Source organism: Serratia sp. Sp408, from assembly GCF_057180665.1.
In genome coordinates, this window is record NZ_JBXUFT010000004.1 from 73,362 (window position 1) to 85,146 (window position 11,785).

Annotated in this window: 11 protein-coding genes and 1 tRNA gene; 5 read left to right on the forward strand and 7 right to left on the reverse strand. The window is 55.2% G+C overall.

Annotated features, from left to right (window positions below; translation table 11 throughout):
* Positions 1-310 precede the first annotated feature (310 nt).
* The gene (gene glk / locus AC2AXP_RS14370) at positions 311-1,276 is read left to right on the forward strand and encodes a glucokinase (protein ID WP_198773514.1); all 966 of its coding nucleotides are present in this window, start codon (positions 311-313) and stop codon (positions 1,274-1,276) included.
* 91 nt (positions 1,277-1,367) lie between these two features.
* On the opposite strand, the gene AC2AXP_RS14375 is transcribed toward glk, so the two are convergent.
* From AC2AXP_RS14375 to AC2AXP_RS14385, 3 genes are all read right to left on the reverse strand, one after another.
* Positions 1,368-2,597, reverse strand: coding sequence for an L-lactate MFS transporter (locus tag AC2AXP_RS14375; protein WP_484381772.1), 1,230 nt, complete (start codon positions 2,595-2,597; stop codon positions 1,368-1,370).
* 318 nt (positions 2,598-2,915) lie between these two features.
* Positions 2,916-3,656: a LytR/AlgR family response regulator transcription factor gene (locus AC2AXP_RS14380; protein ID WP_371901676.1), complete on the reverse strand. Its 741-nt coding sequence runs from the start codon at positions 3,654-3,656 to the stop codon at positions 2,916-2,918.
* On the reverse strand, positions 3,656-5,344 hold the full coding sequence (locus AC2AXP_RS14385; protein ID WP_004960249.1) for a sensor histidine kinase: 1,689 nt from the start codon (positions 5,342-5,344) through the stop codon (positions 3,656-3,658). The genes AC2AXP_RS14380 and AC2AXP_RS14385 overlap by 1 nt, the downstream gene beginning before the upstream one ends.
* A 43-nt stretch (positions 5,345-5,387) precedes the next feature.
* Here AC2AXP_RS14385 and AC2AXP_RS14390 point away from each other — a divergent pair, with 43 nt between their 5' ends.
* Positions 5,388-5,543, forward strand: coding sequence for a hypothetical protein (locus AC2AXP_RS14390; protein ID WP_004960252.1), 156 nt, complete (start codon positions 5,388-5,390; stop codon positions 5,541-5,543).
* Here the strand turns inward: AC2AXP_RS14390 and AC2AXP_RS14395 are convergent.
* Positions 5,536-6,780, reverse strand: a complete 1,245-nt coding sequence (locus tag AC2AXP_RS14395; RefSeq protein WP_004960256.1) for a DUF1479 domain-containing protein — start codon at positions 6,778-6,780, stop codon at positions 5,536-5,538. The genes AC2AXP_RS14390 and AC2AXP_RS14395 overlap by 8 nt on opposite strands.
* Before the next feature lie 168 nt (positions 6,781-6,948).
* Here AC2AXP_RS14395 and AC2AXP_RS14400 point away from each other — a divergent pair, with 168 nt between their 5' ends.
* A complete protein-coding gene (locus tag AC2AXP_RS14400) occupies positions 6,949-7,491 on the forward strand; it encodes a GNAT family N-acetyltransferase (RefSeq protein ID WP_484381773.1) in 543 nt (180 codons plus the stop codon).
* A gap of 117 nt (positions 7,492-7,608) precedes the next feature.
* Complete coding sequence (alaC, locus tag AC2AXP_RS14405; RefSeq protein ID WP_004960262.1) at positions 7,609-8,847, forward strand: alanine transaminase; 1,239 nt, start codon at positions 7,609-7,611, stop codon at positions 8,845-8,847.
* 73 nt (positions 8,848-8,920) lie between these two features.
* Here the strand turns inward: alaC and ypdK are convergent, their stop codons facing one another.
* Positions 8,921-8,995 (reverse strand): membrane protein YpdK, encoded by a 75-nt coding sequence (ypdK, locus tag AC2AXP_RS14410; protein WP_099782600.1) that lies wholly within the window; start codon positions 8,993-8,995, stop codon positions 8,921-8,923.
* 544 nt (positions 8,996-9,539) lie between these two features.
* On the reverse strand, positions 9,540-9,980 hold the full coding sequence (locus AC2AXP_RS14415) for a type II toxin-antitoxin system HicB family antitoxin (protein WP_004960265.1): 441 nt from the start codon (positions 9,978-9,980) through the stop codon (positions 9,540-9,542).
* Between the two features lie 164 nt (positions 9,981-10,144).
* Between AC2AXP_RS14415 and AC2AXP_RS14420 the strand changes: the two genes are divergently transcribed.
* Positions 10,145-11,416 carry a DUF2254 domain-containing protein gene (locus AC2AXP_RS14420; protein WP_227745700.1) on the forward strand — a complete coding sequence of 424 codons (1,272 nt, stop codon included), beginning with the start codon at positions 10,145-10,147 and terminating at the stop codon, positions 11,414-11,416.
* Between the two features lie 257 nt (positions 11,417-11,673).
* Here AC2AXP_RS14420 and AC2AXP_RS14425 read toward each other — a convergent pair.
* Positions 11,674-11,748 (reverse strand) — tRNA-Arg (locus AC2AXP_RS14425).
* Positions 11,749-11,785: the final 37 nt, after the last annotated feature.

Consider the following 11,785-nt stretch of genomic DNA (forward strand, 5'->3'; position numbering starts at 1 on the left):
GTCGCAGGGGGAGATGATTGGGTGCACCAGCCTTCGCTGTGCGCAGCAAGCAGCGTCAGCGGATGGTTATATAGGCTGTTTTCAGGCATTTTGCCAACCCCGGTCGCCGCTGAACAGCCGCCAAGACGCGTTTTTTGCCGCAATTTGTTTCAACGTGCAGGAAAGTCGGCCAAACGGCCTGGCTGAAACGTTTTTTGTGATCAAGATCGCTATTGGCCGGTTAGCGTAACGATGACGATTGTTGTTTTCTCGGCGGGATTTTACAGTGAGTGCAGTTTGCTATTTGCCCTTAAATTTTGCGGAGAAAACACTGATGACCTATGCCCTCGTAGGTGATGTTGGCGGTACCAATGCCCGCCTGGCGCTGTGCACTGTCGCGACGGGTGAAATTACCCAGGCGAAAACCTATTCCGGCCTGGAGTTCGACAGCCTCGAAGCGGTGATTCGCCAATATCTGGTCGAACACCAGGCCGAAGTACAGGATGCCTGCATCGCCATAGCCTGCCCGGTGACCGACGATTGGGTGGCGATGACCAACCATAGCTGGGCGTTTTCCATCAAAGAGATGAAGGCCAATCTGGGGCTGAACCATCTGGAAGTGATCAACGATTTTACCGCAGTCTCAATGGCGATCCCGATGCTGACCGCCGACGACGTGATGCAGTTTGGCGGCGGTCAGGCGCAGCAGGACAAGCCGATTGCGGTGTACGGTGCCGGTACCGGGCTGGGCGTGGCGCACCTGGTACAGGTTGACCGCCGTTGGCTGAGCCTGCCGGGTGAGGGCGGCCATGTCGACTTTGCGCCCAACAGCGAAGAGGAAGACATCATTCTGGAGGTATTGCGTGCCGAAGTGGGCCATGTTTCTGCCGAACGGGTGCTGTCTGGACCGGGGCTGGTCAATTTGTACCGCGCGATCGTCAAGGCGGACGATCGTATGCCGGAAAATCTGGCGCCGAAGGACGTGACCGAGCGCGCGTTAGCCGACAGCTGCACGGATTGCCGCCGCGCGTTGTCGCTGTTTTGCGTGATCCTTGGGCGCTTTGGCGGCAACCTGGCATTGAGTCTTGGCACCTTTGGCGGCGTGTATATCGCCGGCGGTATCGTGCCGCGCTTTATGGAATTTTTCAAAGCGTCCGGCTTCCGTACGGCGTTTGAGGATAAGGGGCGCTTTAAGGACTATGTGCACGACATTCCGGTGTTTATGATCACCCACGCACAGCCGGGGTTGCTGGGTGCTGGCGCTCACCTGCGGCAAACGCTGGGGATGCGTCTGTAGTCACAGGGGCTGACAGGTTCCTCCTGGTGTTATCCTCTATCAGCAAACAGCCGGTCAGCATCACTGACCGGCTGTTTGCTGTTGATATGAATCAGGCGTGTTCTGCTTTTGCCAGCTCCGGCGTTGCGGTGTCGTCGGTTGTTGCTGTTGCCGTCTGCGGCGCGCTGATAAACAGCGTAATCAGCAGCGATACCAGCGACAGTACGCCAATCACCATGAAGGTGGCATGGAAGCCGCCAAAGTATTTGGCGATAAACGAACCGGCCAGCGCACCCAGACCAAAGCCCTGATAGATGATGCCGTAGTTTTTGCTGTGGTTTTTCAGACCGAAGAAGTCGCCGACAATCGCTGGGAAGACGGTAATATTGCCGCCGAAACAGAAGGCAACCGCGCCGACGCACAGGAAGAACAGGGTGTGGCTCAGGGTAAAGAAGCTCAGTGCGACAATCGCCAGCACGGTAACCAACATGGTGAAGCTGATAACGCGCATGCGGCCAACTTTATCCGACAGGGTGCCCAGAATGATGCGGCCTGCGGTGTTAAAGATAGCCACGGCGGAAACGGTGTTGGCGGCGGTAGCCAAATCCATCCCCGCCAATTGCACTCCCATGTCCTTGACGATGCCAATCAGATACAGGCCGCTCATGCAGGCAGAGAAGAAAATCGCGAACAGCAGGTAGGCTTCTTTGGTGGCCAGCATCTGGCGCACGCTGTAATTGTTACCCAGGCCGGCGGCGGTATTGGTCGATGTGCTGGCGGCGGGTTCTTTGAGCAACATTGAGCCGAACACGATCAGCGCCATGACGATCGCACCCCAGTAGAAGAAGGCGGCAGACACGCCAACGTCAGCGATCAACGTGGCGTTGACGTATTTGAACAGCAGGCTGCCGCTGCCGAAAGCGCCGACTGAAATACCGGAAATCAACCCTTTGTTGGCCGGGAACCATTTGATCAGATTCGACAGCGTGGAAATATAGGCAATACCGACCGCGAAACCCACCACGACCCCGGCCAGCAGATAAATCATGTCCAGCGAGCTGACGTGAGCGCTGGCAATCAGACCCAGCCCTACCAGGATGCCGGACGCCAGCGTCAGGTTGCGAATGCCGAAGCGTTCCTGCAATTTACCGGCGAACAGAGTGGCAAACGCCAGAAAGAAACTGGTGATGGAGAAGGTGGTGGCGACATCGGCCAGGCCCCAGTGGAACTTATCGACCAGCGGCTGGTTGAATAAACTCCAGGTGTAGATGGTGCCAAGGCCCATTTGGCAAACGATGGTGCCAAAAACGATGAAGCTGCGATTTACCGGTTTGTTGGTCATGGCCGGTTTCTCCTGTGTGCGTTGCCCGTAAATTTGCGGGTATGCTGTGCTCCCGCGGAATGGGCTTAGTATAAGTCTGGCAATATCCCGGGTTGGCGGATCGGGAATGAGTTGCACCAGCAAAGGAATGAAATGCACCAGGAGATGCTTGAGTTGCCGATTTAGCGCCCAAAAGGGGGTGAAATGCCGCGTTTGTAATGTGATCTACATCAAACATCGCGACGATTTTTGTCGACCAGCACGCTGGCGATAGGGGCTACAGGGGGGATTGGCCGCGGGGAGACCAGCGCAGCGTCGAGGCGGCTGCGCCGGCAAACATCAAAGACGCATCAGTTTGCGGAATTCCTTGACCTTGCTGCGGCTGACCGGAACTTCAAATTCCAGATCGCTCAGCCGCAAAATATAGGTGTTGTTAAACCACGGCACGATTTCGCGGATCTTCGACAGATTGACGCAATAGGAACGGTGGCAACGGAAGAAGTGCTCTTCCGGCAACCTGCTGTAAAATTCGGTAATGTTCATCGGCATCACGAACTCTTCGCGGCGAGTGTAGACGCGCGTCACTTTCTCATCGGCGGCGGCGTAGTAAATCTCGTTAATATCGGTGACGATAATCCGCTCGTCTTTGATCAGATTGATGCTGGAATTGCTGCGCCCGGCCGGCGCTGTCTGTTCCGGCGCCGTTACCGTCGCGGGGCGCTGATGCAAGGCTTCGAGTTTTTGCAGCATGGTAATGATGCGCGCTTCGTGATAGGGCTTGAGAATATAGTCAAAGGCCTCGATCTCAAACGCTTCTACCGCGTGTTCCTTGTAGGCGGTGATGAAAATAATCGAGGGGCGGTGCGCGAATTTGCTGATGTTTTGCGCCAGCAGCACACCGTCGAGCGACGGAATGTTGATGTCGAGGAAAATGGCGTCCACCTGGTGATTCTGCAGGTATTTCAGCACGTCCAGCCCGTCCTCGAAGGTCGCTTCGATGCTGATGTTGCTGTGTTTCTTGATCAGATAATGCAGCTCTTCCTGTGCCAGAAACTCATCTTCGACAATTATGGCTTTCATCAATGTTCCCCGGCCGGTAATACGGCAGCGTCGTGATGCAGCTTGTTGCCGTTTTTAGTGATGACAAACGAAATTTCGGTGCCCGGCTCCAGACGCCGGATCTGCAAGCCTTCACCATACAGCAGCGATACGCGATGATGTACGTTGAGCAGGCCGATATTATGGCCAGGCATTTCGTTGCGCGCCACGCGGTCGATGACCTCCTGACTGATGCCGTTACCGGTATCCTTTACCGAAATCCTGACTCGGTCAGCCAAATCTTTTACCGCGATCACCACCACACCCTTGCCTTTGCAGGGCTGTATGCCGTGCACAATGGCATTTTCCACCAATGGCTGGATCAGCAGGCTGGGGATGCGCACCGCAATATCGTCGTCCACGTCATAAATCACCGTCAGCTTGCTGCCGAAACGCGCCTGCTCGATGGCGATATAATCCTGGATCTGGTGCAGTTCCTTGCGGATATCAATCAGTTCGTCGCTGAGCTCCAGATTGTAACGCAGATAGCGCGACAGGTTGATGATCAACTGACGCGCGATGTCCGGGTTGATGCGAATCGATGACGAAATGGCGTTCAGCGCGTTAAACAGAAAGTGCGGGTTGATCTTGCTTTGCAGTGCGCGCATTTCGGCTTTGTCGGCCATTTGGCGCAGCTGTTCAATGCGTGATACTTCCATTTGGGTCGAGATAATCTGCGATAGCCCGACCGCCATCACCTTCAGCGTGTTGGTGATCTGGTGGGCGTGGCAGTAGTAGATTTTCAACGTGCCGCTGACCTCGCCCTTTTCCCAGAGCGGGATCACCAACTGTGAATGTATCTGCGGCGTCGCCGGGTTCTCCAGGTTGTTTTTTATGATGATCTTGCCGTGGCGCAGGCTTTCACGCGTGACGCGGCTCAGGCTCTCACGGCCAACCGGATAATGTTCTTCGCCAATGCCAACGTAGGCCAGCACGCGTTGGGTATCGGTCATCGCCACCGCATCAGCCTGAATATCGCGGCGGATGATTTCACAGATGGTGGTCAGCGATTCACTGTTGAAATTACGAAAGTACGGCAGCGTTTTACGGGCGATATCCAGCGCCAGCTTGGCCTGCCGCGCGGCGATCACCTCTTTTTCATCTTCGACGCTTTGCACCAGCAGCACGATCAGACCAATACAGACGGTGCCGAGGATCATCGGCAGGGCGATTTTCGCCACGATATCCAGCCCGAGCTCGGTGGGTCTGGCCCACAGCACGATCAACAGCATGGTCAGACTTTCGCACAGCATGCCGCCGAGGATACCCACCCGCCAACGCTGTTGCTTGTTGATCTTCAAGTGAATGTACGCCGCGCAGATACCGGCGATGATGCTGGTGATCAGGCAGGGAACCGAGGTAATGCCGTCGATATCGATCAGATAGCGGTGGGTGCCGGCGATGATGCCGGTGACGATCCCCACCCAGGGGCCGAACAGGATGCCGCCCGCCATGATGGCGATAACGCGCACGTTGACCAGCGATCCTTCGACGTTAATACCGGAATAGGTGCTGAAAATGGCGAACAGCGAAAAGATGGCGGTGACCGCCGCCAGTTCCAGCGGCGTATGGTCCTCTTTTTGCAGCAATTGCCGGAACTGCCGGGTGCGGGTGAGGAAAAACAGGCAAATCAACATCAGCGCGGCGCGATCGAACACCGCTAACAGCATTTCAAAAACTGAGTGCACAACGGGTACTCGCTGCGGCGAAAAGATGCGGCAAGTATATCACAGCGCGGGCGACGCCCAGAACCGCCACGGCCTGTCAGGGCTGAAGCGGCACGTGCCGCAGCGGGTGGATACGCGGCCGGCCGCCAGAGGGGAAAACCGCGCGCCGGCTGGCAGTCAGCGCGCGGGTGCGGTTATTTGAAGCCCAGTTGCGCTCTGCCCAACGGCGTGAGCAATGCCTCGGTTGCCCGACCGACAAAGTCCACCTCGAAATCATCCGGGGCAAAGTCTGGAGGCGTGCGGCCCGCCAGGAAGCTTGGCAACTGGCGTTGCAGATAGGCGTCGTTTTTCTCACAGCCTGGCGCGGCGGCGATGTACATCACGTTGCTGTCGAATTCACCGTTGTGCTGGTTTTCCACCGCATGGATCACGTCACAGTGCCAGAATACCGTATCACCGGGCTCTAAATCGGGAATAGGGGAAATCCCTTGCAGTAAAAGAGGATGCCATTTTTCGGCAATCGACAAGGCACGGCCCGGCGCGGCGTCGCACAGATCGTCGTCGGCGACGTCATCTTGCAGGGCGCGCAGCAAGATATAGGCCATGGCATTGGCGATCGGCACCAGATTCAGCGTGCCGGCATTGGTGCGCTGCGGTGTCAGCGCGGTCCAGCCCTGGAAGGTGCGGAACATCGAACAGACCGCCGGCGAGGCGATTTCACGCACTGCGGTGCGGCCGTCGGCGGCAAACGGATCGTATTGTTGCCAATCGCCGGAAAAAACGTGGCGGTAAACGTAGCGGAAATTTTCATCCAGCCAGCGTTCGATAGTGCCGCTGTCGACGTGCGGCGACAGGCCGAGTGAGGACGAATTGGGTGGGCGGCGGCGCGTGCGATCGGCGTAGGTAACGACGCGCTGCGGATCAAAATGTTGTTTGCCGTTGCTTTCGGTTTCCCACAGGCTGTTGAGGAACACTTGCACCGCATGCATACGTTGATCCTGACGTGCTTCGACCTGCGGCTTCGACCAGTAAATGCCGTAAATTTGCGGTTTACTGGCGGCCAGCTTGCCAAAGTAGTTGTCTTCGGCGGCGTTTTTCAGTCGTTCGACGAAGTTATTGTGCTCGAGATAGTCACCAATGTCGCGGTTCCACCCAGCGGCCTGCTCGCGAGGAAAAACGCCGCGAATGGCGCAGGCGCCGCGTTGCTTGATCAAGGCTATCTGCCGTTGGCTGACGCGCTGTTGCAGAATGTCTTCCGCGTCTAGCTGCGGTACCGGATTCTGCCCGGCGGCCAGTTCACTGCGGATCTGTTCCACCTGTTGGCGGATGTTATCCTCCAGCGTCAGGAAAACCTCGTGATAGTTGGGCAAAGCCTGACGCAATTGCTGTTTGACGTGTTTAATGGCGGTTGGAATATCGTCAATGACCAGTGTTGCCATGATGTTCTCCTCATGTCGCCAGCGACGGCGACAGGTATTGTCGGATACCGGGGTAAAGGGTTATGGTTTTGTTGTTTTGACGTTAACGATTATCTAAATTTAATTGCGGAAAATAAAGGGTTAGCTTTCATTCGTAACTTCCTCTTTTTCGCATTTCGGAGGTGTAGCATGAAACTGGAAACAGAACGGCTGACGCTGCACAGCCTGACTGAAGAGGACTGGCCGCTGTTCTTGCAGCTGTATCGTGATCCACAGGTGATTCGTTATTTGGCCGATCCGCTGGATGAGGCGGAAATCCATGCGCGCTTTGCCGGCCGATTACCGGCCTGGAACAAACACAGCCAACACTGGCTGTGTCTGGTGATGCGTGAAAAGGCCAGCGGCGCTGCGCTGGGGCTGACCGGCTTTCGTGCCGAATGGTTGCCGTTTCAGCAGGCGGAGGTGGGCTTTGCCAGCCTGCCGGCGGGTCAGGGCAAAGGCTACGGTAAGGAATTGCTGCGCAAGCTGATGGACTTTGCGTTCAACGCCTGTGGCTTTCACAAGCTCAACGCCACGGTAACCGAAGGCAACATGGCGTCACGACGTCTGCTGGAAAGCTGTGGTTTTCAGCTTGAAGGCACGCTGCGTGATAATTTCCGTCTGGCAGGGCAATGGTATAACGACTGGCAACTGGGCTTGCTGGCCAGCGAATACGCCGTTGCCAAAAAGTAAAAAAATTGCGCAAGGAGACTCGACAGCCTGTCGGCGCTGCGATATGTTCGTCGTCAGGCCAAAAATTGGCCAGCGTCGCTCGGACGGTCCGGGCGCTAACGTATCTTCGAGGATCCTATGGCTGACAATAACAGTCCACGCCGCTTTACGCGTATTGAACGTCTTCCCCCTTATGTATTCAACATCACCGCCGAATTAAAGATGGCCGCACGCCGTCGCGGCGAGGATATTATCGATTTCAGCATGGGCAACCCCGATGGCCCGACGCCGCCGCACATCGTTGAGAAACTGTGTACCGTGGCGCAGCGTGACGATACCCATGGTTATTCAACGTCGCGCGGCATTCCGCGTCTGCGCCGTGCTATTTCACGCTGGTATGCCGAACGCTATCAGGTGGAAATCGATCCGGAAGACGAAGCCATTGTTACCATTGGCTCGAAAGAGGGGCTGGCGCACCTGATGCTGGCGACGCTCGATCACGGCGATACCGTGCTGGTGCCGAACCCAAGCTATCCGATCCATATTTACGGTGCGGTGATCGCCGGCGCGCAGGTGCGTTCGGTGCCGCTGGTGGAGGGCGGCGACTTCTTTGGCGAGCTGGAACGCGCGATCCGCGAAACCATTCCACGGCCAAAAATGATGATCCTCGGTTTCCCCTCCAACCCGACCGCGCAGTGCGTGGAGCTGGATTTCTTTGAGCGGGTGGTGGAACTGGCGAAGCAGTACAACGTGCTGGTGATCCACGATCTGGCCTACGCCGACATCGTTTATGACGGTTGGAAAGCGCCATCGATCATGCAGGTGCCCGGCGCCAAGGACATTGCGGTGGAGTTCTTTACCCTGTCGAAAAGTTACAACATGGCCGGTTGGCGTATCGGCTTTATGGTCGGCAACCCGGAATTGGTGAGCGCGCTGGCGCGTATCAAGAGTTATCACGACTACGGCACCTTTACGCCACTGCAGGTGGCGGCGATTGCCGCGCTGGAAGGCGATCAGCAATGCGTGCGCGATATTGCCGAACAATATCGTCAGCGTCGCAATGTACTGGTCAAAGGCCTGCACGAAGCGGGCTGGATGGTGGCTAACCCGAAAGCGTCCATGTACGTGTGGGCGAAAATCCCGCAGCCTTATGCGCACCTCGGATCGCTGGAATTTGCCAAGCGCCTGCTGGCGGAGGCCAAAGTCTGCGTATCGCCGGGCATTGGTTTCGGCGACTACGGCGACGATCACGTGCGGTTTGCCCTGATCGAAAATCAGGATCGGATCCGGCAGGCGGTGCGGGGCATCAAAGCGATGTTCCGTGCCGATGGGCTGATTGCGCCATCGGTCAAGGCGGCGAAAAGCGTAGTGAAATAAACCGCCAGGCGGCGGTAAAACAACAAAGGGGCGCATCAGCGCCCCTTTGTCTATGTTCCCGGTACGGTTACCGTTAGGCAACCATCAGCATGAAAGTGCCGACCCATGCAACCAGCATGAATGATACACCCATCAGAAAATATTTCACAAATCACTCCCCTATGGAGTTCCTCGCAAGCCAACGATCCCGATTGTTGTGCTGAGTATTATAAGGAATGCCAATCAGCATCAGCGGGTTGTTTATCAATAACAACAACGGCTTGAATTAGCGGCATCCCGGTCGTCGCGTTTCTCTTGCTGCAGACAGGGCTGCAACCACGACAGGATCGGCGCTAATGTACTCCCAATTCACGCTTGATTTCAATACTGTGTTTTTGATCACACTTTTTGCGCATTATTTAACCACTACTTGCTGTTTTTAAACGCTTTTTATTTTTATCCGCTTTTTTCAACCACAGGCAATAAAGCCCGCAATGCGGGCTTTGTCATGTTTGCAGATTGGGTGGGGAAGGCTTAGGCGACGGCGTTGAGGCCGACTAGCAGCATGACCCAGAAGACAAGGCACGTCAGCAGAATAACGCACCAGATATTACGGCGGCTCCACTCCATTTTGGCCTTAACTACCTTTATTGTTATTGGGTAGCGATTACATCGGCGTAAAACGGAGAATATTTAGCCCGCCGCGAGAATATTTATTTTCCGCTGATTGCGGTTACCGCCAGCCGGACTTCATGGCCCAGCAGGTACAGCGCTTGCTCCAGCGCTTCCACCTTGGAGGCGTAGCTAATATCCAGCAGGCGATCGATCTGCGCCGCGTTGTAACCCAGTTTGCGCGCCAGATCGGCTTTGGAGGTCGTTTGCGCCAGCATGATATTGTGCAGTTCCAGTTTCAGCGCCACCAGCACCGGCAGATGAATGGCGATCTCGTCGAGCCGTGGGGGGGAGGCAGGCGGTAACGGGCGGCGCTCGGCCATTTCGTTGGCGATGGCGATCAGCAGGCTTTCTTGCGCCTCCAGCTCAATGTCATCATGGCTATAGCAAGCCGCCTGCTGCTGTGGGAAATCGCGAAAGGTAATGTGCCAGGCATCGCTTTCGTCGTCGAAGGCGTAGCTGGCAGGGTAATCATGGGTCATGGCGTATCCAAATGGGAAACTGCGGCTGAAAGGACGGTGCGGCGACCGCGTGACATGTTGGCATTAGGGTACAGGAAGTGATGTAACGATGGGAATGGAATTCAGAAAATGCATAAATACATAAGCTATAGTAGGTAACACGATCGGACAAAGGAATGCGAATAATGTCGAAGTGGCATTGGTTATTTAGCCAGTTAACGCGCAAGTTATGGTTCCGTACCTGCTTATTTGCTCTGCTTGCCGTGATTTCGGCATTAGTTTCCATTGTGCTTAAACCGATTATTCCCGCCAGTATCGGTGGGGTGGTTGGAGCCGATGCGGTTGATAATATTCTCAACATATTGGCGTCCAGTATGCTGGCGGTAACCACGTTCTCACTGAATATCATGGTATCAGCATACAGTTCGGCAACCACCAGCGTTACGCCTCGTGCGACACGTTTGGTGATGGAAGACAGCACCACGCAAAACGTACTGGCGACCTTTATAGGCTCCTTCTTATTCAGCCTAGTGGGCATTATTGCACTCAGCATGGGAGCCTATGGAGAGCAGGGCCGTGTGGTTCTCTTTGTGGTGACACTGGCCGTTATCGCTCTGATCATCATCACGCTATTACGCTGGATCCAGCATCTCTCGCTGCTTGGACGCGTTGGTGAAACGACTTCACGGGTAGAAGATGCTACGCGAAAAGCACTTGAAAGCCGTATAAACATACCGTATCTGGGTGCCAATCCCTGGTCTTCACATATTCACCTCCCTCAGGATGCACTGGCGATATATCCGCAGGACATCGGCTATATACAACATATTGATATGCAGATACTTGATGATTACGTTCAGAGTATTGAAGGTGAACTCTATTTAGCATGTCAGACCGGGGCGTTTGTGCATCCGGGGCAACCGGTGGCTTTGCTGTGCTCGTCTCATCGAAACATCGAGACGGAAGCATTCTTGCGCGCCATCACTATCAGTACGGAGCGTTCATTTGATCAAGATCCCCGCTTTGGTTTGTCGGTGTTGGCCGAAATAGCCTCAAGAGCATTGTCCCCAGCGGTTAATGACCCTGGAACAGCAATTGATGTCATTGGCCGTGCCGTGAGGCTGTTAGCGATGTGGGGTGATAAAACGCCACAACGGGAAGAGGTCATCTATCCGAACATCTACGTAAAGCCGATTTTGACCGCAGACCTGTTCGATGACATTTTTAATCCTGTAGCACGTGACGGGGCGGCGCTTATCGAGGTACAACTCCGCTTGGTAAAAGGCCTGTTGGCTCTTTATCAGATCAATAAAGCGATATTTTCCGCTGACGTACACAGATATGTCTTGATAGTAAAAGCATTGGCAGAGAGTCAGATGGTATCTCAAACGGATGGCGATAAACTCAATGAATGGATACGGCAGTCCGGCCTGCTGGCTACAGATAAGAGTGACTAGGGAGCAGTAAACAGCACAATGTTTGGCGCCCGACGCACAGGCTACTGCGGTTGACTCATGAGCGGCATTTTTTATCGCGGGTCGGCGTGAACGTCAGTGATTACCGGTACTCATTCGACGACCTGTAGTTCTCCGGGGCAGCGCTTGCCGTCAATAAATCCCGCTTGCAATTGATGACTGGTATGGGCCAGAAGACCGTTGCCGCAGGCGGTGGCTCAACAGGGGGAGTCGGCGGCAAAGATTGGTAAAGCAGAAAATGGTGTCCCCGACTGGAATCGAACCAGTAACTAGCCCTTAGGAGGGGCTTGTTATATCCGTTTAACTACGGAGACGCCGCGAGCGGGAGTATTATACCCTTTTTTCGTCGCA